The sequence below is a fragment of the Streptosporangium sp. NPDC001559 genome, assembly GCF_042893955.1.
Classification (GTDB): domain Bacteria; phylum Actinomycetota; class Actinomycetes; order Streptosporangiales; family Streptosporangiaceae; genus Streptosporangium.
Window position 1 is genome coordinate 1 of record NZ_JBIAVG010000009.1, and the last position, 24672, is coordinate 24672.

General features: G+C 69.6%; 17 protein-coding genes and 1 rRNA gene. 10 read left to right on the plus strand and 8 right to left on the minus strand.

What is annotated here, in order from left to right; translation table 11 throughout:
* Nucleotides 1–83, plus strand: a 5S ribosomal RNA gene (rrf, locus tag ACFYY8_RS20570); the annotation flags it as partial.
* A gap of 603 nt (nucleotides 84–686) precedes the next feature.
* Here rrf and ACFYY8_RS20575 read toward each other — a convergent pair.
* The 3 genes from ACFYY8_RS20575 to ACFYY8_RS20585 form a co-directional block, all read right to left on the minus strand.
* Complete coding sequence (locus ACFYY8_RS20575; protein WP_390043105.1) at nucleotides 687–2150, minus strand: phosphodiester glycosidase family protein; 1464 nt, start codon at nucleotides 2148–2150, stop codon at nucleotides 687–689.
* A 219-nt stretch (nucleotides 2151–2369) separates the two neighbouring features.
* Nucleotides 2370–2765: a cupin domain-containing protein gene (locus ACFYY8_RS20580; protein ID WP_390043107.1), complete on the minus strand. Its 396-nt coding sequence runs from the start codon at nucleotides 2763–2765 to the stop codon at nucleotides 2370–2372.
* A gap of 9 nt (nucleotides 2766–2774) precedes the next feature.
* The gene (locus tag ACFYY8_RS20585) at nucleotides 2775–4400 is read right to left on the minus strand and encodes a PucR family transcriptional regulator (RefSeq protein WP_390043110.1); all 1626 of its coding nucleotides are present in this window, start codon (nucleotides 4398–4400) and stop codon (nucleotides 2775–2777) included.
* Between the two features lie 196 nt (nucleotides 4401–4596).
* Between ACFYY8_RS20585 and ACFYY8_RS20590 the strand changes: the two genes are divergently transcribed.
* Nucleotides 4597–8526 (plus strand): HAMP domain-containing protein, encoded by a 3930-nt coding sequence (locus tag ACFYY8_RS20590; protein ID WP_390043113.1) that lies wholly within the window; start codon nucleotides 4597–4599, stop codon nucleotides 8524–8526.
* A 6-nt stretch (nucleotides 8527–8532) separates the two neighbouring features.
* On the opposite strand, the gene ACFYY8_RS20595 is transcribed toward ACFYY8_RS20590, so the two are convergent.
* On the minus strand, nucleotides 8533–9246 hold the full coding sequence (locus tag ACFYY8_RS20595) for a TetR/AcrR family transcriptional regulator C-terminal domain-containing protein (RefSeq protein WP_390043115.1): 714 nt from the start codon (nucleotides 9244–9246) through the stop codon (nucleotides 8533–8535).
* Nucleotides 9247–9753: 507 nt separating this feature from the next.
* On the opposite strand from ACFYY8_RS20595, the gene ACFYY8_RS20600 reads away from it, so the two are divergent.
* The 4 genes from ACFYY8_RS20600 to ACFYY8_RS20615 all read left to right on the plus strand — a co-directional run bounded on the left by ACFYY8_RS20600 (nucleotide 9754) and on the right by ACFYY8_RS20615 (nucleotide 15312).
* Nucleotides 9754–11052, plus strand: a complete 1299-nt coding sequence (locus ACFYY8_RS20600) for an aspartate aminotransferase family protein (protein ID WP_390043117.1) — start codon at nucleotides 9754–9756, stop codon at nucleotides 11050–11052.
* Nucleotides 11049–12560, plus strand: a complete 1512-nt coding sequence (locus tag ACFYY8_RS20605) for a CoA-acylating methylmalonate-semialdehyde dehydrogenase (RefSeq protein ID WP_390043119.1) — start codon at nucleotides 11049–11051, stop codon at nucleotides 12558–12560. Before ACFYY8_RS20600 ends, ACFYY8_RS20605 begins: the two co-directional genes overlap by 4 nt.
* A 121-nt stretch (nucleotides 12561–12681) precedes the next feature.
* A complete protein-coding gene (locus ACFYY8_RS20610; protein ID WP_390043121.1) occupies nucleotides 12682–13869 on the plus strand; it encodes an extracellular solute-binding protein in 1188 nt (395 codons plus the stop codon).
* Between the two features lie 216 nt (nucleotides 13870–14085).
* Nucleotides 14086–15312 carry a saccharopine dehydrogenase family protein gene (locus ACFYY8_RS20615; protein ID WP_390043123.1) on the plus strand — a complete coding sequence of 409 codons (1227 nt, stop codon included), beginning with the start codon at nucleotides 14086–14088 and terminating at the stop codon, nucleotides 15310–15312.
* A 19-nt stretch (nucleotides 15313–15331) separates the two neighbouring features.
* Here ACFYY8_RS20615 and ACFYY8_RS20620 read toward each other — a convergent pair whose 3' ends face one another.
* Both ACFYY8_RS20620 and gabT read right to left on the minus strand, forming a co-directional pair.
* Nucleotides 15332–15577: a hypothetical protein gene (locus tag ACFYY8_RS20620; RefSeq protein ID WP_390043125.1), complete on the minus strand. Its 246-nt coding sequence runs from the start codon at nucleotides 15575–15577 to the stop codon at nucleotides 15332–15334.
* 179 nt (nucleotides 15578–15756) lie between these two features.
* The gene (gene gabT, locus ACFYY8_RS20625; protein ID WP_390043127.1) at nucleotides 15757–17109 is read right to left on the minus strand and encodes a 4-aminobutyrate--2-oxoglutarate transaminase; all 1353 of its coding nucleotides are present in this window, start codon (nucleotides 17107–17109) and stop codon (nucleotides 15757–15759) included.
* 98 nt (nucleotides 17110–17207) lie between these two features.
* On the opposite strand from gabT, the gene ACFYY8_RS20630 reads away from it, so the two are divergent.
* Nucleotides 17208–18677, plus strand: coding sequence for a PucR family transcriptional regulator (locus tag ACFYY8_RS20630; protein WP_390043129.1), 1470 nt, complete (start codon nucleotides 17208–17210; stop codon nucleotides 18675–18677).
* A 16-nt stretch (nucleotides 18678–18693) separates the two neighbouring features.
* Here the strand turns inward: ACFYY8_RS20630 and ACFYY8_RS20635 are convergent, their stop codons facing one another.
* Nucleotides 18694–19320, minus strand: a complete 627-nt coding sequence (locus ACFYY8_RS20635) for a TetR/AcrR family transcriptional regulator (RefSeq protein WP_352008399.1) — start codon at nucleotides 19318–19320, stop codon at nucleotides 18694–18696.
* Nucleotides 19321–19534: 214 nt separating this feature from the next.
* Between ACFYY8_RS20635 and ACFYY8_RS20640 the strand changes: the two genes are divergently transcribed.
* Nucleotides 19535–20962: an aldehyde dehydrogenase family protein gene (locus ACFYY8_RS20640; protein WP_390043132.1), complete on the plus strand. Its 1428-nt coding sequence runs from the start codon at nucleotides 19535–19537 to the stop codon at nucleotides 20960–20962.
* A 45-nt stretch (nucleotides 20963–21007) separates the two neighbouring features.
* Here ACFYY8_RS20640 and ACFYY8_RS20645 read toward each other — a convergent pair whose 3' ends face one another.
* On the minus strand, nucleotides 21008–22126 hold the full coding sequence (locus tag ACFYY8_RS20645; protein WP_390043134.1) for a trypsin-like serine peptidase: 1119 nt from the start codon (nucleotides 22124–22126) through the stop codon (nucleotides 21008–21010).
* A 124-nt stretch (nucleotides 22127–22250) separates the two neighbouring features.
* On the opposite strand from ACFYY8_RS20645, the gene dxr reads away from it, so the two are divergent.
* Nucleotides 22251–23435 (plus strand): 1-deoxy-D-xylulose-5-phosphate reductoisomerase, encoded by a 1185-nt coding sequence (gene dxr / locus ACFYY8_RS20650; protein WP_390043136.1) that lies wholly within the window; start codon nucleotides 22251–22253, stop codon nucleotides 23433–23435.
* 34 nt (nucleotides 23436–23469) lie between these two features.
* Nucleotides 23470–24639, plus strand: coding sequence for a flavodoxin-dependent (E)-4-hydroxy-3-methylbut-2-enyl-diphosphate synthase (ispG, locus tag ACFYY8_RS20655; protein WP_390043138.1), 1170 nt, complete (start codon nucleotides 23470–23472; stop codon nucleotides 24637–24639).
* The last annotated feature ends 33 nt before the right edge of the window (nucleotides 24640–24672 follow it).

The following is a 24672-nucleotide window of genomic DNA, read 5'->3' on the forward strand; positions in this document are numbered from 1 at the left end:
ACATTCCGAACCCGGAAGTTAAGCTCTTCAGCGCCGATGGTACTGCACCGGGGACGGTGTGGGAGAGTAGGTCGCCGCCGGACAATCTTTGGGGGGTCATCCTTTTGGGTGGCCCCCCTTTTTTTTGTTTGGTAGGGGTGTGTGGGGGTGGCTGGGGCTGCCCCCGTTTTTTGTGTGTGGGGGGTTCCCTGCGGGGGGTTGTTCCCTGGGTGGGGGTGGCGAGGGCCGCCCCCTTTTTTGTTTGTGCTTGGTCCCCGGGGGTGTGTGAGGGGCGGGGGTTGCCCCTTGTTCTGTTTCGGGGTGGGTGTTGGGAGGGCTGGGTTGGTGCCGTGCGGGGGGTGTTCCGTTGCTTGGAGAACGGTGCTCGGCGAGAGCCGCCCCGTTTTTTGTGTGGGGCATGGATAAGCCCGCCCGGTGGAGGAGGAGCCGGGCGGGCTTGCTTCGGAGGGGCGGCGGCGGAGTTCTTGGGCGCGCCGTACCCGAGGGGACCGTGCCCCTGTCAGACGGCCCCTGTCAGGCGGCGACGGGTGTGACGGAGGCGATGGACGAGTAGATCGAGGCGGTCCCCGGACAGCACCTCGCTCGGGCGGCCGTCGACTGCTTGGAGAACGGCGCATGGCGCTTCTCGTAGCGGAGATGACAACGCCCTGGTCGGGAGCGACCAGGGCGTTGAAGTCAAAGAGGGGTCAGGGGGTGACGAACAGGCCGTCACCGACCGGACGTTCGGCACCGTCCGAGGGCTGGTTGACGACCTTCCCACGGACCACCATCGCACTCGATCCGCCTCCGTCGAGGTTGATGGCCTGCTTGGCGCCCAGCCAGCGCATCAACTGGGCGGCCTCGACCATCGACGCTCCCACGGTGACGCCCGGGATGCGGCCGTCGACGGTGGCCAGGATCAGTCCGCCGTTCTTGGTGACGCCCGCCATCGTCCGAGGGTGGCGGCGGAGCATCATGTTGAGGGAGGCCTGTCCGTCGGCGAGAGCGGTGATGTGGATTCGGCCGTTCTTGACCAGGCCTACGCCACCCGCCATGACGTATGTCTGGGGGGTGAGGGGGACGGCCCGCCGGGTCCGCAGATCGATGACCTTGGTGTCCACCTTCACCGTCGCGGTCTCCGCGGCGTGTTCGAGCAGCCAGTCGGACATGAGGCCGGTGCCGTGCAGTACGGAGAAACCGCGCGGGACGACGCCGCCCGCCTGACGGGCTGAGACGACCCTTCCTTGGGGGTCGATCACGACCTCGGTGCCGCCGTCGGCCGCGGTCTTGGTGCCGAACTCCTCGGTGTAGAGGACGAGTTCGTCGGCGGCCGGCGCCCGGTTGACTCCCTGGATCGCGGTCTTCTCCCCGTCCGATGAGGTGGCCGTTACAGCCGACTTCAACTCGGTGATCTTGACCTTCCTGCCGTTCAGGATCAGTCCGGTCCGGCCTTCCACGGCCTCGCTGAGGAGTTTGCCGCCGACCACGGAGATCCCCATCGGATCGCCCTTGATCTCCTTGACCGTGTGGATGTTGAAGAAGCCGCCGTTGACGCCGGCGATGGCACCGACGGGCTTGCCCATAGAGCTGGTGGTCTCACGTTTGGCGATGGTCTTGCCGATGCTCGTTTTGAACGATCCCCGGAAGGTTCTGGGGTCGATCGTCAGCACACGCAGATTCCAGGGGCCGGTGGTCTCCAGGCCGTCGTCGCCGAGGTAGTCGGCCTTGGCCTTGATGTCGAACCCCTTGAGTTCCTTGACCACCTTGTCCGCCTCGGCGCGCTTCTTGAACGGCCACTGCCCGACGCGGACCAGATAGCGTTCCACGGAGGGGGCGTCAGCGGCGGCGGGTTGGACGACCTTCTGGATCTCCGGGGTGAATCCGGCGGACTCGACCTCGGAGGCCTTCGCCTGGGCGGTGGCCAGGCTGCCGTCCTCGTGCCCGTTGGGCATCAGCACGGCCACGGTCCAGCCCTGGGTGGATGTGCCGTGCCTTACGGTGAAAAGGTCGACTCCGGGGGCCACGTTGCGTTGCTTCGTCACCGGGGCCACTCGTTCGCCGAGCGGGAACGCCGAGGAGGGGAAGGGCAAGGCCGCCTGCCCCGCCTGGGCGGGCATCGCTGTCGCTACGAGTGTGATGGCGGAAAGCCCGACGACGAGACGTCGTGACATGAATATCTCTCCCCGTTGGTGATCAGTCTTCGGCGTACCATCGTGCCGAAGATCTACCTACCGGGGTGGGCGAAACACGCTAAACGTATTGAGAAAGTGTTCTTTCCCACACGGTGTCTTTGCGGGTGAAGTCCCTCAGATCCTCTGTCACGGGTGGGACCTGCGCCAAGCGAATGGGCCGTACGGAAATCCACTTTCCATACGGCCCGCAGCCGGGACTCAGGACACGGAGTGATACACCTTGCGAAGGGTCTCGTGGACGATCCAGGTCGTTTTGGTCCCTGCGGAGAGCAGGCAGACCGAGCCGGGGGCGAGTTCGATGCTGGTGCCGTTCTCGACTTCGAGGGTCGCACGGCCGGCCAGGACCACGAAGATCTCGTCGTTCTCCACGTCGGTCACGGTTCCGGGGGTTATCTCCCAGATTCCCCGGCTCTGCGAGCCGTCGGGCGACGACCAGAGCTCCACGGAGGAGACCTGGGGCGTGCCCGCGAGGATCTGTGCGGGGTCCAGCTCGTCGGGCGACAGCCGTACGTCTCCGGCGGGGACGGCGAAGACGCCTGCGGCGCCGACCATGCGGGCAAGGTCGGCGGCCTCGGGGACGAGGATCTCGGGCATGGGGGCCTTTCAGGTGCGGGGGTTGTCTCTCCGGAACGACTCCAGCGCCAGAAGCGCAACGTGGAGGGAGAGACAGGACTCGACATCGTCCAGGTCGATGTCGAGAACGCGTTCCAGCCTACGGAGCCGGTCGTAGAAGGCGGGCCTCGACAGGTGGGCCTTCTGCGCGGCGACGGCCTTGTTGCGGCCTGCGGCCAGGTAGATGCGCAGGATTCCGGTCAGGTCGCCGCCTCGTTGGGCGTCGTGGGCCAGCAGGGGGCCGAGCTCGCGTTCGGCGAAGGTCTGCAGGCGGGCGTCGTCCCGGAGAAGGTGCAGAAGGCCACGTAGACGTAGGTCCGGCAGCCGGTAGAAGGGGCGTCCGTCGGGCTGTCTGACGGCCACGTCCGCGACCTGCTCGGCTTCGAGGAAACTGCGTCGTACGTCGCGGAGCGAGTCGACCACGGATCCGGCGGCCAGGACGAAGGGTGTGGCGAAGGTCATTCGCAGGCGGTCGGCGAGCGCGGTCAGCGAGGGCTCGGCGAGGGTCCGCGGGGGCAGGGGGAGCAGGACGCCGACGCGGTCCTGGTCCAAGGCGCCGACCAGGGCGGGGAGGCGGGCGTCACGGCAGGCGGCAGCGGCGGCCTCGGCCAGCTCGTCGAGCCTTACGAGCTGCTCCTGCCCTTCGAGGGAGTCGTCCTGTGGGTCGCACAGGCGTAGTACCACGCTGATCAGCTTGCGTCCGGTGAGCGGAACGCCGACCGCCCTGGCGCGGGCGGCGGCCTCCTCCGGGTCGGCGTAGGAGTGGGTCAGGATGCCGGTGATGATCGTGCCGTGGGCCTGGCGCTCAAGGGACTCCTGGTGGCGTTCCAGCAGGCGGCCCAGCGCGAGGGTGGTCGCGGCGCGTTCGGCGAGTACGACGTCCCGTGGCCCCGGGATGCCCTCGCAGAGCAGGATCAGGCGGCCCCAGTCCTGGCCGCGTGCGCCGACCATGGTGACCAGCCAGCCGGAGGAGGAGTCGTAGGCGGTCCTGCCCTCGGGGGCGACCGCCCGTGAGCGGGTCTCCCAGCTGGCCAGCAGTGTCCCGGTGTCGCGGCCCGCCGTCTCGCAGGCGAGCACCTGGTGGGCGAGGTTCTCCAGCAGCACAGGACGTCCGGAGAGGCGTGCGATCTGGCTGAGGACCTCCGCCGGGGAGGCGCCCTCGACCGACAGCTCGGTGAACACCTCGTGGAGCTGCTCGGAGGCGCGAAGCTCCTCAAGCTGGATGTCGATGATCCTGGCGTGCACCGACTCGGTGATCTGCACGAAGGGGGTCTCGCGGGCGAGGGTGACCAGGGGCAGGCCGTGCTTCTCCGCGGCGTTGATCACCGATCGGGGCAGCTCCCTGATGAACTTGCGGCCCAGTTCGACGATCAGGCCGGACGCGCCGACGGCGGCCAGTTCGGCGACGTAGGCCGTCAGGCCCTCCTGGTCGTCGGGCAGCGCGATGCCGGTGGTGAGCACGAGTTCTCCGCCGCGTAGCAGGTGGGCGATGTCGGTGACCTCGCCGACGTGGACCCAGCGGACCCGGGTGTCGAGCCGGTCGGCTCCCGCGACCACCCGTGGGTTGCCCCGGCGGACGGTGTCCAGGGCGAGAACGTCGGCGATGGTTGGGAGCACTCGTTGAGAGTATCCGATCAGCCTGTAAGTTAGAATGCCGCCTGCTTTACAGCCTGAAAGGTCAACTCCCTCTTTGAGTGGACCTTTCTCTGCGTTCAGGGGGATTTCCCGCCTAATCATCAACCGCCCGGCCTCCCCGTCTACTGGCCTTAGGATGACTTGACCTTTTCTCGGCCGAACGAACGCGGTGGTGAACATGGTTGAGACTACGGACGGAACGAGACGTGGTTCCACACAGGCCGCCGGTGTGGAGGAGCTCGATCTGCGTCAGCTTCTGGCGGGGCTCACCGCCGTACGGGACGGTGACTTCGGCACCCGGTTGCCCGACGAGGGCGACGGTCTGCTCAAGGAGATCGCCACCGTCTTCAACGGGATGGTGGACCAGCTCTCCCTGTTCACCTCCGAGGTGACGCGGGTGGCCCGCGAGGTCGGCACGGAGGGTCAGCTGGGCGGGCAGGCCGAGGTGCCCGGCGTCTCCGGCACCTGGAAGGACCTCACCGACTCGGTCAACGCCATGGCGGGCAATCTCACCGACCAGGTCCGTGACATCGCCCAGGTCGCCACCGCCGTGGCCACCGGCGACCTCTCGCAGAAGATCACGGTGGACGTCCGAGGCGAGATCCTGGAGCTGAAGAACACCCTGAACACGATGGTGGACCAGCTGTCGTCGTTCGCCGACGAGGTGACGCGGGTGGCCCGCGAGGTGGGCACCGAGGGACGGCTCGGCGGTCAGGCGGAGGTGACCGGGGTCGCGGGGACCTGGCGTGACCTGACCGACTCGGTGAACTTCATGGCGGGCAACCTCACCGACCAGGTGCGCAGCATCGCGCAGGTCACCACGGCGGTGGCCAGGGGTGACCTGTCGCAGAAGATCACGGTCTCCGCGCGGGGGGAGATCCTGGAGCTGAAGAACACCATCAACACGATGGTCGACCAGCTCTCCTCCTTCGCCGACGAGGTGACGCGGGTGGCCCGCGAGGTCGGCACCGAGGGGCGGCTCGGCGGCCAGGCGGACGTCAAGGGTGTCTCCGGCACCTGGCGTGACCTGACCGACTCGGTGAACTACATGGCGGGCAACCTCACCGACCAGGTACGGAACATCTCCCAGGTGGCGACCGCGGTGGCCAGGGGTGACCTGTCGCAGAAGATCACGGTCTCCGCGCGGGGGGAGATCCTGGAGCTGAAGGACACCATCAACACGATGGTGGACCAGCTGTCGTCGTTCGCCGACGAGGTGACGAGGGTGGCCCGCGAGGTGGGCACCGAGGGGCGGCTCGGCGGCCAGGCGGACGTCAAGGGCGTCTCCGGCACCTGGAAGGCGCTCACCGAGTCGGTCAACGTCATGGCCGACAACCTCACCGCGCAGGTGCGCAGCATCGCCGAGGTCACCACCGCGGTCGCCAAGGGCAACCTGTCGCAGAAGATCCGGGTCGACGCCAGGGGGGAGATCCTGGAGCTGAAGGACACCATCAACACGATGGTGGACCAGCTGTCGTCGTTCGCCGCGGAGGTCACGCGGGTGGCCCGCGAGGTCGGCAGCGAGGGACGGCTCGGCGGCCAGGCGGAGGTCGAGGGCGTCTCGGGCACCTGGAAGCGGCTGACCGAGAACGTCAACGAGCTCGCGGGCAACCTCACCCGTCAGGTCCGTGCGATCGCCGAGGTGACCAGCGCCGTGACCTCGGGCGATCTGACCCGTTCCATCACCGTGGACGCCTCGGGGGAGGTGGCCGAGCTCAAGGACAACATCAACTCCATGGTGAAGTCCCTGCGGGAGACCACCCTGGCCAACCAGGAGCAGGACTGGCTCAAGTCCAACCTGGCCCACATCTCCGGTCTCATGCAGGGCCATCGTGATCTCGCCGTCGTGGCCGAACTGGTGATGAACGAGCTGGCCCCGCTGGTCCGCGCGCAGCATGGCACGTTCCTGCTCGCCGAGGAGGCGGGCGGCCGCTCGGAGCTGCGGGTCGTCGGCGGCTACGGTCATCGGGACACCAGCCGTCGCTACGGCTTCGGGGAGTCGCTGGTGGGGCAGGCGGCCCTGGCCAAACGCCCCATCCTGGTCGAGGACATCGCCGACGGCTATCTCACGATCTCCTCAAGCCTGGGGGCGGCCGGGCCGGTCAACCTCATCATCCTGCCGATCATCGTCGAGGATCAGGTGCTCGGGGTGATCGAGCTGGCCAGCCTGAACAGGTTCACCCCCGTGCACCGGGCCTTCCTCGAACAGCTGGTCGGCACCATCGGCGTCAACGTCAACACCATCGTCGCCAACGCCCGTACCGACTCCCTGCTCGCCGAGTCGCAGCGCCTGGCCACGGAACTGCAGATGGGGCAGGAGGAGCTTCAGCGTTCCAACGCCGAGCTTGAGGAGAAGGCCGAGCTGCTGGCCCGGCAGAACCGCGACATCGAGACGAAGAACAGGGAGATCGAGCAGGCGCGCCAGGAGCTTGAGGAACGCGCCAAGCAGCTCGCCCTGGCCTCCAAGTACAAGAGCGAGTTCCTGGCGAACATGAGCCACGAACTGCGCACCCCGCTCAACTCGCTGCTGATCCTGGCCCAGTTGCTGGCCCAGAACCCGGCCCGCAACCTCACCGCCAAGCAGGTGGAGTACGCCAACGTCATCCACTCGGCGGGTACCGACCTGCTCCAGCTGATCAACGACATCCTCGACCTGTCCAAGATCGAGGCCGGCAAGATGAACATCAGCGTCGAGCCGCTGCCGCTACGGCGCCTGCTCGACTACGTCGAGGCCACCTTCAGGCCGCTGACCACGGAGAAGGGTCTCAGGTTCGACGTCACCGTCGCCCCGGACGTGCCCGGTGAGCTGCTCATGGACGAGCAGCGGCTGCGCCAGGTGGTGCGCAACCTGTTGTCGAACGCGGTGAAGTTCACCGAGAGGGGTTCGGTCGGGCTGCGGATCGAGCTGATCGAGGCGACCGACCTGCTGGGGGTCCCCGGCCAGGAGGTGCTCGCCTTCCACGTCGTGGACACCGGGATCGGCATCGCCGAGGAGAACCTCTCCCAGATCTTCGACGCCTTCCAGCAGGCCGACGGGACCACCAGCCGCAGGTACGGCGGCACCGGTCTGGGACTGTCCATCAGCCGTGAGATCGCGGCCCTGTTCAAGGGCGAGATCAGGGCGGTCAGCGTCCTGGGGCAGGGCAGCACCTTCAGCCTCCGGCTTCCGGTCGCGGACGTCGCCCCCCGCGGCCGTGACGTTCCGGCCGCCGGGCCCGTGGCGAGGGCGGTCGTCCCGCCGGGGGAGGAACAGGCCGGTGGGGCGGGGCGCCGCCTGCTCGTCGTCGAGTCACGCCGGGGCGGGCTGCTGTCCCAGCTCGCCGAGAGCGTCGCGGCCGACCTGGACGAGACGCACGGGCCGGTCAGGGTGGCCACGGCCAACGACCCCGTCACCGCGGTCGAGACCCTGAGGCAGGACGACCACCACTGCATCGTGCTCGACCTCGGGATGTGGCAGGACGGGGCGGCGGAGTTCCTGCGTGGGCTTGAGGAGGACCCGGTGCTGCGTGAGCTGCCGGTGCTCGCCCACCACACCCGCACGCTCACCCGGCCGCAGGAGGAGCTTCTCGAGGGTCGGTCGAATCCCCAGCCTCTGGAGCTCCTGCCGAGCCTCGACGAGCTGCGCGAGCGCATCACACTGCACCTGTCGGCCCAGGCGCGCGGCGCGGTTCTGCCACTGGTACGGCCTGGCCTGGACGAGCGGCCCCACGCGCTCCAGGAGGCGGACGCTGTACTGGCCGACAAGAAGGTGCTGGTGGTCGATGACGACGTGCGCAACGTCTTCGCGCTGACCAACATCCTGGAACTGCACGGCATGCGGGTGCTGTACGCGGAGAACGGCCGCAAGGGCATCGAGATGCTGTCGTGCAACGAGGACGTCGACCTGGTCCTGATGGACATCATGATGCCGGAGATGGACGGTTACGCGGCCACCGCGGCCATTCGCAAGATGCCGCGCTTCGCGGACCTGCCGATCATCGCGGTCACGGCCAAGGCCATGCAGGGCGACCGGGAGAAGACACTGTCGGCGGGGGCGAGCGACTACGTCACCAAACCCGTCGACGCGCAGGAGCTGCTCACCCGCATCCAGCAGTGGATGTCGCCGTGAGTCCTCTCATCGCTGCTTGAGGCGGGCTTCGAGGCCGTCGAGGAAGCAGGTGAGCCCGAAGTCGAAGTTGACGGCGCGGAGGGCCTCCTGGTCGAGGTCGGCGTACTCGGAGTAGCGGGCGGCCAGTCCGGGATAGTCGTTCGCGGCGCGGGTCACGATGTCCGTCATCGCCTTGACCAGGTCCTGCTCGTTCAGCCCGGAGCGCCTGGTGACGGACCGCCAGGCGATCTCCGGCAGGGTCGTGCCCAGCACGTAGGCCATCATCGTCGAGGCGGCGTGGTCCAGGCCCATGCCGGTGAACCCCGCCTTGGCGAAGGTGCGCATCAGCCCGTCGGACAGGCGCATGGCGTTGGGGCCGATGCTGGGCATGGTGCCGATGAGCACCGCGGACCAGGGGTGGGCGAAGAGCGCCTGGCGCACGCCGTAGGCGAAGGCCGAGGCCGCGTCGCGCCAGCCGCTCGCCTCCGGGTCGAACGACGGGACCTCGCTGAAGACCTCGTCGAGGACGAGTTCGAGAAGGTCGTCCTTGTTGGCCACGTGCCAGTAGATGCTCGTGGCCCCCGCCCCGAGTTTGGTGCCCAGGCGGCGCATGCTCAGCGCCTCCATCCCCTCGGCGTCGAGGATCTCCATGGCCGCGCGCACGATCTGCGCCCGGCTCAGTGTCGGGCTCTTCGAAGGACGCTTCTCACGGGTCCACACCGAGGACAGGGGCTGTTCCACATCCCTAAGCATACGGCTGATAATACGGTGTTCGATTTATCGCACAATGTGCGAGTCATATGGGCGGGCATCCGAGGGTGAGGGGGGTGTCACGGAAGGGTGCCAAAAATTCATGTATTTCAGATTGCTTAAGTGGGAAATATGGGCGACGATGGTTCATGAGTCGCCCGAGCCCGTGGAGGTGGACATGGCCGGCACAGTCCGCGTCTGGCGAACGTCCGGGCGTGCCGGTGCGAGGGCCCGTGGCGTTCGGGGCCTTCGTGGCTCAGGCGACTCACGGCGTCCCGGCCTGGCCGGGGCCGCCTCCTCCGAGAAGCCCGGGCGGGGAACCTGGGGGGTGCTCCGCCCGGCATCCTGTACGGCTTGCGCCAACCGTCGCAGGGCGCAAGCCGTACAGGAACTCGGGGGTAAGACTGGAACGGCGTTCTGACAACGTGACGGCTTTGCCGACCATATCCCGACAGTCTGGTGGTGTGAGCAGGTGACGTAACCCGACATACTCGTTGTATGTCGGACCTTTTTGCACGCCACCGCGCGGTAATGCCCAACTGGTTGGCCCTCTACTACAACGAGCCCATCGAGATCGTCGGCGGCAAGGGCAACCGGGTCGTCGACGCCTCCGGTAAGAGCTATCTGGACTTCTTCGCGGGCATCCTGACCAACATGATCGGCTACGACGTGCCCGAGGTGCGCGAGGCCGTGGAACGTCAGCTCGCGACCGGCGTGGTGCACACCTCCACGGTCTATCTGCTCCGCGGCCAGGTCGAGCTCGCCGAGAAGATCGCCCGGCTCTCCGGCATCGAGAACGCCAAGGTCTTCTTCACCAACTCGGGCACCGAGGCCAACGAGACCGCGCTGCTGCTGGCGACCTACGCCCGCCGGTCCGACCAGGTCCTGGCCATGCGGCAGAGCTACCACGGCCGCTCCTTCGGGGCGATCAGCGTGACGAGCAACCGCTCCTGGAAGAACAACTCCCTGTCGCCGCTGAACGTGCACTTCCTGCACGGCGCAGACCGGCACCTGACCCAGTTCCGCGGCCTGTCCGACGCCGACTACATCGCCGCCTGCGTGGACGACCTGCGCCACGTGCTCGCCACCTCCGTCGGAGGCGACGTGGCCGCGCTGATCGCCGAGCCGATCCAGGGGGTCGGTGGCTTCAGCATGGCGCCCGACGGGCTGTTCGCCGCCTACAAGGAGGTCCTCGACGCCGAGGGCGTCCTGTTCATCTCCGACGAGGTGCAGACCGGCTGGGGCCGTACCGGTTCGGCGTTCTTCGGCATCCAGAACCACGGCGTCACGCCGGACATGATGACCTTCGCCAAGGGGCTCGGCAACGGCTTCGCGGTCGGCGGCGTCGTGGCGCGGGGCGACCTGATGGACGGCCCGCACGCGGCCGGCCTCGCCACCTTCGGCGGCAACCCGATCTCCATGGCCGCCGCCAACGCCACCCTCGACTACGTGCTCGACCACGACCTGCAGGCCAACGCCGCCAGGACCGGGGCCCTGATCATCGACGGGCTCAGGGAGGCCGCGCCGCGCCTGCCGATCGTCGGTGACGTGCGGGGCAAGGGCCTGATGTTCGCCGTCGAACTGGTCGACCCGGCGACCGGGGCGCCCTCTCCCGCGATCGCGGCCAGGTTCATGGAGGAGACGAAGAAGGCGGGCCTGCTGGCGGGCAAGGGCGGCCTGTACGGCAACGTGCTGCGGATGGCCCCGCCGCTCACCCTGACCCAGGACGAGGCCGCCGAGGGCCTCGGGATCATCGTCAACGCGCTCGAAACCGTCAACGCCGAGGTCACGTCGTGAAGAACATCACCCACTGGATCGACGGCGCTCTCACCGAGGTTCCCGAGGCGGGCCGTACGTCGGAGATCTTCGACCCGGCGACGGGCCGGGTGGCCGGGCACGTCCACCTGGCCTCGACGGAGGAGGTGGACGCGGCCGTAGCCTCGGCCGTGGCCGCCTACCCCGCATGGCGGGACTCCTCGCTGGTCAAGCGCTCACAGGTGCTCTTCCGCTTCCGTGAGCTCCTGAACGCCAACCGTGACGAGCTGGCCCGGCTCATCTCGGCCGAACACGGCAAGGTCCACTCCGACGCGCTGGGCGAGGTCGCCAGGGGCATCGAGGTCGTCGAGTTCGCCTGCGGCATCCCGCATCTGCTCAAGGGCGGTTTCTCCGAGGGTGTCTCGACCCGGGTCGACTCCTACTCGATCCGTCAGCCGCTGGGCGTCGTCGCGGGCATCACCCCGTTCAACTTCCCGGCCATGGTGCCGATGTGGATGTTCCCGATCGCGATCGCGGCGGGCAACGCCTTCATCCTGAAGCCCTCGGAGCGGGACCCGTCCGCCTCCCTGCTGCTGGCGAGGCTCTGGAAGGAGGCGGGGCTGCCCGACGGCGTCTTCACCGTGCTCCAGGGAGACAAGGTCGCGGTCGACCGGCTGCTCGGGCACCCCGATGTGCGGGCCGTCTCGTTCGTCGGCTCGACCCCGGTCGCCCGCTACGTCTACGAGACCGGCAGCGCGGCGGGCAAGCGGGTCCAGGCGCTCGGCGGCGCGAAGAACCACATGCTCGTGCTGCCCGACGCCGACCTCGACCTCGTCGCCGACGCGGCGGTCTCGGCGGGCTTCGGCTCAGCGGGGGAGCGGTGCATGGCGATCTCCGTCGTGCTCGCCGTCGACCCGATCGGGGACGAGCTGGTCGACAAGATCGTCTCCCGAGTCTCGGCGCTGACCGTCGGCCCCGGCGATGACCCGGCCTCCGAGATGGGGCCGCTGGTCACCGGGGCACACCGGGACAAGGTGGTCTCCTACCTCGACCTGGGGGTGGCGGAGGGAGCCAAGCTCGTCGTGGACGGCCGCCTGACCCCGGTGCGCGGCGGCGCGACGGCCGAGAAGACCCCCGGTTTCTGGCTCGGCCCGACGGTCCTGGACCACGTTCCGGCCGACTCCCGCGTCCATCGCGAGGAGATCTTCGGACCGGTGCTGTCGATCGTGCGCGTCTCCTCCTACGAGGAGGGGCTCGGCCTGATCAACAGCGGTGAGTACGGCAACGGCACCGCCGTCTTCACCAACGACGGCGGCGCGGCCAGGCGCTTCCAGAACGAGGTCGAGGTCGGCATGGTCGGCATCAACGTGCCGATCCCGGTGCCGATGGCCTTCTACAGCTTCGGCGGCTGGAAGGCGTCACTGTTCGGCGACACCCACGTCCACGGAGCGGAGGGCGTGCACTTCTACACCCGGGGCAAGGTCGTCACCTCCCGCTGGCTCGACCCGAGCCACGGCGGGGTCAACCTCGGATTCCCGACCAACCGGTAGCCGCGCGGGCGGTGACGGGACGGCCCCGCGGGAAGATCTCCCGCGGGGCCGTCCCGTATGTGGACGAGGCTCCGCGGGCGGCCGATAGGCTCCGGACAGATCGAGTCGTAGGGGGAACTGCGTGAGCGGGGACAGGTTCCGGCGTACACGCCTCGGCGCACTGGCCGGCGTTCTGGCCCTGGCGGTCTGCCTCCCGGTCGCGACGGCCCCCGGCGCGCTCGCCCGGCGGGCGGCCGTTCAGGACACGCGGTCCCCGACACCGAGCCCGAAGCCGTCGGCGTCGATCGGCAAGGGGGAGGGCACCCTGCAGGTGCTCACCTACCAGGGTCACGTCGAGTACGGCGGCGCCACCGCGAGCGCCGACTGGCTCTCGCCCTTCGAGAAACTCACCGGGTGCAGGGTCAGCAGGCTCGACCGGGTCCACTCCGGCGAGGAGATGGCGGAGAAGGTCCGCTCGGCCTCCTACGACGTGATCTCGGCCTCCCCCGACCTGGCCGGGAGGCTGATCGCGGACGGTGCGGTCAGGCCGCTGGACACCACGCTCCTGCGGTCGTACAAGGACATCCCCCGGCGGCTGCGTGAACTTCCCGCCACCCGGGACGCGAGCGGCAAGGTCTACGGAGTCCCCTATCTGTGGGGGACCAACCAGGTCATACGTGAGCCCGGCGCCCCCGACGGGCCGGACGCGGTCTACCGGACGGAGCAGTCGGCCGTCAGGGACACCCCGCTGAGCATCGCCGACGCCGCCCTGGCGCTCAGGCGGACCAGGCCGGAACTGGGGGTCAAGGACCCCTTCCAGCTCACCCCCGCACAGCTCGACGCCGCCGTCGGGCTGCTGGCCGAGCACAACGGGCCCCGCCGGGTGTACTGGACGAGCACCCTGGAGGTGATCCAGGCCTTCTCGACGGGGGAGGCTCACGTGGCCCAGGTGCTGCCGTACCACCTGGATCTCTTCGAGCGCGCGGGCAGGACGGTCGAGCGGGAGAAGGGGCCGGTGACCGGGTGGGCCGACGCGTGGATGGTCGGGACCGGCGCCACCAGCCCCAACTGCGCCTACAAGTGGCTCAACTGGGTCGGCTCCGCGGACACGCAGCACTCGGCCGCCGCCTGGACGGGGCTGGCCCCCGCCAACGCCAAGGCCTGCGACGGCGAGGTCCGGAGGCTGTGCGACGCCTACCACGCGCGTGACGACCACGAGCTCGGACGTGTCCTCTTTGCCACCCGCCCAACAAAGGATTGCGGTGGGTTGGGTGGGGAATGCACTGACTACACCGAATGGGAAAAAAGGTGGAAGGACCTGGTGAAGTGAGCGGGGCGGCCACGGTCCGCGGCCGAACGGGACGTGGCTCGCTCACCGAGCCGGGGCGTCCCGTTGCTCCCCCGGCGACGGGGCGCCCCCCTCCTTCCGTCCATGCGTGAGACGGCCACGATTTCCGTGGGGGCGTTCGCCATCCGCGACGAATCCGGTGGTGAAATCATGTCCCGAATATCGACTGGTTGACCAGTCAGTGGATAGTATCCCGCCATGAGAATCCTCCTTGTGGGAGCGGGCGGGGTCGGCTCGGCCATAGTCCCCATCGCGGCGCGCCGAGATTTCTTCGAACACATCGTGGTGGCCGACTCTCAACAGAGCCGGGCCACCGCGGCGGTGGCCAGAGCCGGTGACCCGCGGTTCAGCGCGATCACGCTGGACGCCTCCGACCAGGAGGCGGTCGAGGCCGCCCTGGCCGGGCACCGCTGCGACGTGCTCCTCAACGCCGTCGATCCGCGTTTCACCATGCCGCTGTTCAGGGCCGCGCTCAACGCGGGGGCGGACTACCTGGACATGGCGATGTCGCTGTCCCGCCCCCACCCGGGCAGGCCGTACGAGCTGCCGGGGGTGAAGCTCGGTGACGAGCAGTTCGCTCTGACCGGGCGGTGGCGGGACAGAGGTCGCCTCGCGCTGGTCGGCATGGGGGTCGAACCGGGGCTGGCCGACGTGTTCGCGCGCTACGCGGCCGAGCACCTCTTCGAGAGCATCGAGGAGATCGGCGTCCGCGACGGGTCGAACCTGGTGGTCGAGGGCTACGACTTCGCGCCGACCTTCTCCATCTGGACGACCATCGAGGAGTGCCTGAACCCCCCGGTGGTCTGGGAGGACGGCGCCTGGCACACCACCGAGCCGTTCAGTGAACCCGAGGTGTTCGACTTCCCCGAGGGGATCGGCCCCGTCGAGTGCGTCAACGTCGAGCACGAGGAGGTCCTGCTCGTGCCGCGCTGGATCGACGCCGGGCGGGTGACGTTCAAGTACGGCCTCGGCGAGGAGTTCATCGGCGTCCTGAAGACCCTGCGCAAGCTCGGCCTGGACAACGCGGGCAAGATCCGGGTCGGCGGTGTGGAGGCCTCACCGAGGGACGTGGTCGCCGCGGCCCTGCCCGATCCGGCGACGCTCGGCGAGCGGATGCGCGGCAAGACGTGCGCGGGCACCTGGGTGAAGGGCGTCGGCAAGGACGGCGCGCCCAGGGAGGTCTACCTGTACCACGTGGTGGACAACGCGTGGTCGATGCGGGAGTACGGCTGTCAGGCCGTGGTGTGGCAGACGGCGCTGCACCCGGTGGTCGCGCTCGAACTGCTGGCGGGCGGGGTCTGGACGGGCTCAGGGGTGCTCGGACCCGAGGCGTTCGACGCGGTGCCGTTCCTGGACCTGCTCGATGACTACGGCTCGCCGTGGAGGATGCGGGAGCAGGCGCGCGGAACGCTCCTGTCCGCCTGAGACGGCGCGGAGGCGAACCTCAGAAGAAGGCCGCGCGGCGGGGCAGGTGGTAGATGTTCTCCTCGGTCTCCTGGACCAGTGCCTCGGCGCACTCGTCGCAGGCGAACAGCGGGGAGTCGTTGGGCAGCCTGCCGATTCTGATCCTTGGCCGGGGCCATTTCTTGTGGCAGGTCACACAGGCGTCGCCCTCGCACTGGGCCCGGGTGAGGCCCTCCGGGTCGAACGTCGCCGTGATCCGTGCCGCACTGGTATGCCGCCAGTCCATCACGCCTCCCGTCTTGATCGCGAAGTCTTATACCGGAACCGTTATAACGCCGTTTCCGTCCGTGATCGGTGTGGTAAGTGTCAAGCGGTGGTTAAATCACTCCCTGTACGCCTTCCGTAGCGCAACAAAAGGGGCACCCAGTCTCAAGCCGGGTGCCCCTTTTGTGGTGATCCAAACCGTTAGATCTCGCTGATGATCTTCTCCAAGATCGTCAGTCCCTCTTCGAGCAGGTGGTCGGGCATGACCAGCGGCGGCAGGAATCTCAGAACGTTGCCGTAGGTGCCGGCGGTCAGCACGAGCAGCCCCTCCGCGTGGCACCTGGCGGCGATCTCGCCGGCCGCCGTCGGGTGCGGCTCCTTGGTGCCGGGGACGACCAGCTCGATCGCGATCATGGCACCCCGGCCGCGCACGTCTCCGATCACCGGGTTCCGCTCCGCCACGGCCCGCAGCCGGGGGAGCATGACCTCGCCGATGTGACGGGCCCTGCCGGTCAGGTCCTCGGCCTCGATGGTCTCGATCACGCCCAGCGCCGCCTCGCAGGCCAGCGGGTTGCCGCCGTAGGTGCCGCCGAGGCCGCCGACGTGGACCTTGTCGAGCAGTTCGGCCCTGCCGGTGACGGCCGACAGGGGCAGGCCGCCCGCGATGCCCTTGGCGGTGACGATGATGTCGGGGACGACGCCCTCGTCCTCACAGGCGAACAGGTGGCCGGTGCGCGCGAAACCGGTCTGGACCTCGTCGGCGATGAAGACGATGCCGTTCTGCCGGCAGAACTCCGCGATCCTGGGCAGGAAGCCCTTGGCGGGCTCGATGAAGCCGCCCTCGCCCGCGATCGGCTCGATCACCACGGCGGCCACGTTCTGCGCGCCGATCTGCTTGCCGATCTGGTCGATCGCCTGGGCCGCGGCCTCCTCGGCGCAGTTCTCCGGGCCGGTCGGCCAGCGGAAGGGGTAGGCCAGCGGCATCCGGTAGACCTCGGGGGCGAACGGCCCGAACCCGTGCTTGTACGGCATGCTCTTGGCCGTCAGCGTCATCGTCAGCAGCGTGCGGCCGTGGTAGCCGTGGTCGAAGACGACGACCGCCTGGCGCCCCGTGGCGTGCCGCGCCACCTTGATCGCGTTCTCCACGGCCTCGGCGCCGCTGTTGAGCAGGAAGGTGCGCTTCTCGTGGTCACCCGGGGTCAGCTCGTTGAGCTTCTCGCAGACCCGGACGTAGGACTCGTAGGGAGTGACCATGAAACAGGTGTGCGTGAAGTCCGCGACCTGCCTGGTCACCCGCTCGACCACGCGCGGGGCGGAGTTGCCCACGCTGGTCACCGCGATGCCGGAGCCGAAGTCGATCAGCGAGTTGCCGTCGGCGTCGACGACCACACCGCCCCCGGCCTGCGTCACGAAGACGGGCAGCGTGGTGCCGATGCCCGGAGGGACGGCGGCCTGCTTGCGCGCGAACAGCTCGCGGGATTTGGGGCCGGGAATCTCGGTGACGACCCGGCGCTCCTGAGGAAGCGAGGGGCCGCCCTGGGTGACGGTGCTCATGCTGTGACGGTATGTCGCGCGTACCGGGAAGCGGATGATGCACTATGGCAAAATTACCGACGGCACTCTTGCCGTAACGTACAAATCCGGGGGTGATCGTGGCACCGACGCTCCGCACCGTCGTGCGGCGTCTGCCGCTCAAACTCGCCGTGCTGGCCGGGCACGACGCACTCGACAGCCAGGTCCGCTGGGTCGCGGTCAGCGAGCTTGAGGACCCCACCCCCTTCCTTGAGGGCGGCGAACTGGTGTTGACCACCGGTATGCGCCTGCACGAGGCGGACGCCGCCCCCTACGTCGGCAGGCTCGTGGCCAGGAAGGTCACCGGTCTCGGCTTCGGCGTCGGCCTCGGGCACGAGGAGATCCCGGCCGGGCTGGTCGAGGCCGCGGCGCTGGCGGGCCTGCCGCTGATCGAGGTGCCCCGCGACACTCCGTTCGTGGCCATCAGCAAGCTGGTCAGCGACCTGATCGCCGCCGAGCAGTACGAGGAGATCAGCCGCGCCTTCGCCGCCCAGGGACGCCTGACCCGCGCCGCGCTCCGCCCGGAGGGGGCCGCCGCGGTGATCGACCGCCTGGCCCACGAACTGGGTGGCTGGGCCGCGCTGCTCGACGAGGCGGGGGCCGTACGGCACGCGGCGGGCCGGGACGCCTCCCACGTCGCCAGGCTGCTGCCCGAACTGGAGCGGCTCAGGAAACCCGCGGGACGCGGCGCCCCGGCGAGCCTGGCACTGTCCACCCCGGCCGAGCACATCGTCGTGCAGCCACTCGGCGCCCGCCGGGTCAGGGGGTTCTTCGCGGTCGGCGCGGAGCGGCCGTTCACACCGGTCGCGCACACCGTGGTCAACGCCGCCGGGTCACTGCTGACGCTGGCCATCGAGCACGGCAGGGAGCATCTGGCCGCCGAGCGCAGGATCCGCGCGGCCGTGCTGAGGCTGCTGCTGGCCGGGCAGGCCGAGGCCGGGCGGGAGGTCCTGGGCCTGCTGGGGGAGACGTTGCCCGCGGACCGGCTGGTCGTGCTGGCCGTCCGCGGCGACCGGGAGGCGGTGCTCGACGCCGTCGCGGCGGACTTCGCCGGGGTCTTCGCCGCGCCGGACGCGGAGCGGGTGGTCGTCCTCGCTCCCGAGGACCGCGCGGACGGGGTGGCCCGGGCACTCGCCGAGTACGGCGGGGTCGGTCTCGGCGCCCCGGTCGGTCTCGACGACCTGCGCGCCGGACTCGACCAGGCGGACCGGGCGCTGGCCGCGGCCGGTCGTGGCACCGAGCGGGTGACGCGCTTCGCCGACCTGGCGGGCCAGGGGCTGCTGTCCCTGCTGGACGCAGAGGCGGCCGAGGCGTTCTCCGCCGCGCTGCTCGCCCCCCTGCGCGAGTACGGCTCGCGCGCCGACCTGCTGGAGTCCCTGCGCGCCTACCTGGCCTGCAACGGTCACTGGGACGCCGCCGCGCAACGACTCGGCGTGCACCGGCACACCCTGCGTTACCGCATGCGCCGCGTCGCCGAGCTTCTCGGACGCGACCTCGACGACCCCGGGGCCCGCGCGGAGCTCTGGGTCGCGCTGACCACGGCAGGATGACCGCGATCTCCGCGGGTCACGGCTTCTCGGTCAGATAGCGGGAGATGGTGGCGTAGGTGACCGCGTTGTAGGTCTCGCCGTCCCGTAGGTGACCGGACCGCTCCAGGCTGATGGCGCCCTGCGCGGCGGCCCAGAGGGCGTCGGCGATCCTCCTGGGCTGGGTCGGGATGATGTATCCGGCGGAGATGCAGTCCGCGATCACCCGGTCGAGGATGTTGAGCGCGGCCCTGGCCAGGGTCCTGGCCCGCTCACTCGGCACGAAACCGGGGATCGCCCGCTCGAACATCAGGGCGTAGTAACCGGGTTCGGCCAGCGCGGCCTCCCGGTAGGCGGGACCGAGCGCGGTGAGGTGCTCAAGGGCGTTCCTGCGCGGAGGCACGGCCTCAAGGCGCCGTCTGAACCGCTCGAACCCCTCAAGGTAGAGCGCCTCGGCCAGTCCCTCCTTGCTGCCGAACATGGTGTAGACGACCGTCGTCGAGCACCCGGCCTCGGTGGCGATGCGGCGCATCGACAGGCTTTCCGGGCCGACGGTGACGAGAAGCTGACTGGCCACGTCGAGGAGCCGTCCGCGAAGCTCGTCCTGGCCCGCCCGTTCGCCGAGGTGATAGGCACCCTGCAGCCCGCGCGGCGCCGGAGAGGTCATGCGGCCACGCCCTTCCGCTGTGAGGGAGTTGCAACCGTGACTTAGCCAGAGCGAAGATCGTTCAAACCGTCGTCATATAGGAATATCCATAAAGTGGGCCGGTTTCGTTACAGCCCCCCAAAGAGAAGGGGACATACGGAACGGCGCATCGCGCTGACCCTCTTGTACGCCCTGGAGTAACGCCTCGTCGCGGCGGTTGGCATACCGTCTGAGCATGGACGTGCGCCCCTTCTGGCTCGCCGGCCGTCCCGCCACCGGGGACGCCGAGCTCACCGTGACCAACTCACACGACGGCCGTGTCGTCGGCCTCTGCTCAGTGCCGACGGCAGACCAGGTCGAGGAGGCCGTCGCAGCGGCGGTGGCCGTGCGCGGACAGGCCGCCGCGCTCCCCATCCACGTGCGGGCCGACGCCCTCGCCCACGTCTCGCGCCGTCTGGCCGAGCGCGCCGAGGAGCTCGCCCGGCTGATCATGGAGGAGAACGGCAAGCCGATCTTCTGGGCCCGTGGCGAGGTCAACCGCGCGATCTCCACCTTCAGGTTCGCGGCCGAGGAGACCCGCAGGCTCAGCGGCGAGGTCATGCGCCTGGACACCGAGGCCGGCTCCGCGGGCCGTCTCGCCTACATCTCGCGCGTCCCGCACGGCCCGGTCCTGGCGATCACGCCGTTCAACTTCCCGCTCAACCTGGTGGCCCACAAGGTCGCCCCCGCCATCGCGGTCGGCGCGCCGGTCATCGTCAAGCCCGCTCCCGCGACCCCGCTCTCCGCCCTGGTGCTCGGCGAGATCCTGGCCGAGACCGACCTGCCCGAGGGCATGTTCTCCGTGCTGCCGGTGCCCAACGACCGCGCGGGCGCCCTGGTCGAGGACCCGCGCCTGCCGGTGGTCTCCTTCACCGGCTCCGGCCCCGTCGGTTACGCGATCATGGACCAGGTGCCGCGCAAGCACGTCACCCTGGAGCTCGGCGGCAACGCCGCCGCGGTCGTGCTCGCCGACGCCGACCTCGACTGGGCGGCTTCGAGGGTCGCGCTGTTCTCCAACTACCAGGCCGGGCAGAGCTGCATCGCCGTCCAGCGTGTGATCGTCGAGGAGTCCGTGCGTGAGGACTTCCTGACCAGGCTGGTGCCCGCGGTCGAGGCCCTGGTCGTCGGCGACCCCGCCGACGACCGGACCCAGGTCGGGCCGCTGGTCTCGGTCGAGGCCGCGGAGCGTGTCGAGCAGTGGGTCAAGGAGGCCGTCGCGGCCGGTGCCCGGCTGCTGGCGGGCGGCACCCGCGAGGGCGCGACCGTCGCCCCGACCGTGCTCGCCGACGTCCCGCACGACGCCAAGGTCTCCTGCGAGGAGATCTTCGGCCCGGTGATGATCGTCCAGTCGGTCTCCGGCGTGGACGAGGCGTTCGCCACGGTCAACGACTCCAAGTACGGTCTGCAGGCCGGGGTGTTCACCCGGAACCTGGACGTCGCCTTCCGCGCCAACCGCGAGCTCGAGGTGGGCGGCGTGGTCATCGGGGACGTTCCGTCCTACCGCGCCGACCAGATGCCCTACGGCGGCATCAAGGAGTCCGGCGTCGGCCGCGAGGGCATCCGCTCCGCCATCGCCGACTTCACCTACGAGAAGGTCATGGTCCTGACCGGGCTCTCCCTGTAGGCCCGGGAGAGGTACGGCCCGCACCCCGGGGTGCGGGCCGTACTCTCATGATCTCTGGGCGACGGCGTAGAGCCGTCTGGCGGTCTCACCGAAGTAGGGGCCGTACATCGTGCCGCGGTCGTCGCTGTACTTGAAGCTGCTCACCGAGGTGACCGTGCCGTGCCCGGTCACGGGGTCGAAGCCGCTCAGCCAGGGGCCGCCGCTCGACCCGGCGGTCATGTCGCAGCGCAGGCCCTGGTCGCTGGTCTGGCCGTGCGGGTCGTCACGGACCGTCCCCGCGCAGAAGACCAGGTTCTCGCCGTCGTAGGGCAGGTCGGCGGGGAAGCCGAAACCGTGGGTCTGACGGCCCCTGGCGGTGTCGAAGGCGATGTCCTGGACGCCGACGACCTCGGCCAGGTGCCTTCCGCCCCGCGGGTTGACCGCGACCATGCCGATGTCGTGGCTGTCGTCACCACCCCGCGCCCACGCGCCCGTCACGAACATGCGCCGGGCCGTGAACTGCCCGTACGGCCGTCGCCCCCGGTCGTAGCCGGGCACGAAGACCCAGTTGTCCGCCCACGCGCCCGTGCCGTTCTTGACGCAGTGGCCCGCGGTGACGACCAGGTCCGCGTTGGCGCTCCTGACCGAACTCGCCGAGCACACGAAGTCGGTCCCGCCGAGGGTCATGAACACGCGCCCCGTCGTGCGGGCGACCTGCCCGCCCGCGCCCCAGCGGGCACCGCCGACCCGCACGCCGTACCGGGTGCGGGTCGCGCCCGGCGGGGCCTTGACGGATCTCACGGCGGACCTTCCGCCGGGTCTCGCGGCGAGTCTCACGACGGAGGGCCTGGCGCCGGGGGTCTCGAAGGAGGTCTTCAGCCCGAGCAGGCCGGTGACCGCGCCGAGCACGCCGGTCACCGGTCCGAGCAGGCCGATCGGGGCGGCGGCGGCCATCCGGCGGGGCGTCCAGTAGGAGAGCACACGGCGCTGCTCGGCGGAGTTCTCCGCGCCCGTGTGCCCGGCGACGCCGGTGTCGTCTCCACCCGGGGTCGCCGGTCGGGCGAGATGTTCGGCCAGTCCGTGCGAGGTCTGCCGGTGTTCGGGGGCCGTCGTGCCGGTCGCGGGGGCGCCGAGCAGCCCGGCGACGAGCACGGCACCCAGGAGCAGGGGGAGGCTCGAAGTCATGGGCCGAGTTTGCACTACCAGATGTGTTCTTGTTGCTACTTTCGGTGAAAGTCGAGGGTTGTCGGCGCTCTGCGTACCCCCGGCGGCGGTTCGACCGGGAGGGGCCATCCGGGAGAATGGGCCCGTGCAGCCAGACACCACGCGTTCGGTCGCCCTGCTCGGCTCTACCGGCTCGATCGGGACCCAGGCCCTCGACGTCATCGCCCGCAATCCCGCCCGGTTCCGGGTCGTGGCCCTGGCCGCGGGGGGTGGCAGGGTCGACCTGCTGGCCCGCCAGGCGGCCGAGTTCGGGCCCGACGTGGTGGCCGTCGCCGATCCGGCGGCCCTGCCCGAGCTGCGGCGGGCGCTGGCCGGGCACGGGGTGAGTCCCACGGTCCTGGCCGGGCCCGAGGGGGTCGCCGAGGCGGCGGCCTGGCCGTCCGACGTGGTCCTCAACGGCGTCACCGGGGCGCTCGGGCTGACCTCGACGCTGGCCGCGCTTGAGGCGGGCCGGGTGCTCGCCCTGGCCAACAAGGAGTCGCTGATCATCGGCGGTCCCCTGGTCAAGCGGCTGGCCAAACCCGGGAGACTGCTGCCGGTCGACTCCGAGCACTCCGCCCTGGCCCAGTGCCTGTGGGCCGCGGGCCCGGAGGGGCCGGACGCCTCCGCCGTACGGCGGCTGGTCGTCACCGCCAGCGGCGGTCCCTTCCGCGGCAGGCCGAGAGAGCGGCTCACCGGGGTGACCCCGGAGCAGGCCCTGGCGCATCCGACCTGGTCCATGGGGCCCGTCGTCACGGTGAACTCCGCCACACTCGTCAACAAGGGCCTTGAGGTCATCGAGGCCCATCTGCTCTTCGATATCGGCTTCGACCGGATCGAGGTGGTGGTCCACCCGCAGTCGGTCGTCCACTCGATGGTCGAGTTCGTCGACGGCTCGGTCGTGGCCCAGGCCAGCCCGCCCGACATGCGGCTGCCGATCGCGCTGGCTCTCGGCTGGCCGGAACGGGTCCAGGCCGTGGCCCCTCCGGTCGACTGGACCAGGGCCCACACCTGGACCTTCGAGCCCCTCGACGACGAGGCGTTCCCCGCCGTCGCGCTGGCCCGTCACGTCGGCTCAGCGGGGGGTACGGCCCCGGCCGTCTACAACGCCTCCAACGAGGTCTGCGTCGAGGCCTTCCTCACCGGGCGGCTGCCGTTCACCGGCATCGTGGACACCGTGGCCGCGGTCGTCTCCGAGCACGCCGTGACCTCGGCGGAGACGGTCGCAGAGGTGCTGGACGCTGACGAATGGGCACGGATTCGGGCACGGGAGCTCACGGCTACTGCCTAGACTGGGGATGTCCCCGACTCACCAAGGGCTGAAAATGACTTCTGTTGCTCTCGGGATCCCGTCCGTGAGGACCAGGCCGATCGCCGAGCGACGCAAATCCCGCCAGATCATGGTTGGTTCCGTTCCCGTCGGCGGTGACGCGCCGGTCAGCGTGCAGTCGATGACCACCACGCTCACCGCGGACGTCAACGCGACGCTTCAGCAGATCGCCGAGCTGACCGCGTCCGGCTGCCAGATCGTCAGGGTCGCCGTGCCGTCCCAGGACGACGCCGACGCGCTGCCGATCATCGCCAGGAAATCCCAGATCCCGGTCATCGCCGACATCCACTTCCAACCGAAGTACGTCTTCGCCGCGATCGAGGCGGGCTGCGCGGCGGTCCGGGTCAACCCGGGCAACATCAAGAAGTTCGACGACAAGGTCGGTGAGATCGCCAGGGCCGCCGCCGACCACGGTGTGCCGATCAGGATCGGCGTCAACGCCGGTTCCCTGGACCCCAGACTGCTGCAGAAGTACGGCAAGGCCACTCCGGAGGCGCTGGTCGAGTCGGCGCTGTGGGAGTGCTCGTTGTTCGAGGAGCACGGTTTCCAGGACATCAAGATCTCGGTCAAGCACAACGACCCGGTCGTGATGGTGCAGGCGTACCGGCTCCTCGCGCAGCGCTGCGACTACCCCCTCCACCTGGGCGTCACCGAGGCGGGGCCCGCCTTCCAGGGCACGATCAAGTCGGCCGTGGCCTTCGGCGCCCTGCTGGCCGAGGGCATCGGCGACACGATCCGGGTCTCGCTGTCGGCCCCTCCGGTCGAGGAGGTCAAGGTCGGCGCCGCGATCCTGGAGTCGCTGAACCTCCGCGAGCGCGGCCTGGAGATCGTCTCCTGTCCCTCGTGCGGGCGCGCCCAGGTCGACGTCTACACCCTCGCGGAGCAGGTCCAGGCGGGTCTGACCGGCATGAAGGTCCCGCTGCGGGTCGCGGTGATGGGCTGCGTGGTCAACGGTCCCGGCGAGGCGCGGGAGGCCGACCTGGGGGTCGCCTCGGGCAACGGCAAGGGCCAGATCTTCGTCAAGGGCAAGGTCATCAAGACCGTCCCCGAGTCCCAGATCGTGGAGACCCTCATCGAGGAGGCCCTGCGGCTGGCCGAGGAGATGGGCGTGGAGATCGACTTCGACGACGAGGACGCCCCCGGCCCCGAGGTCGTCGTCCGTTAATCCGTTGCCGTCCCTGCCCGGACAGGGCAGGGT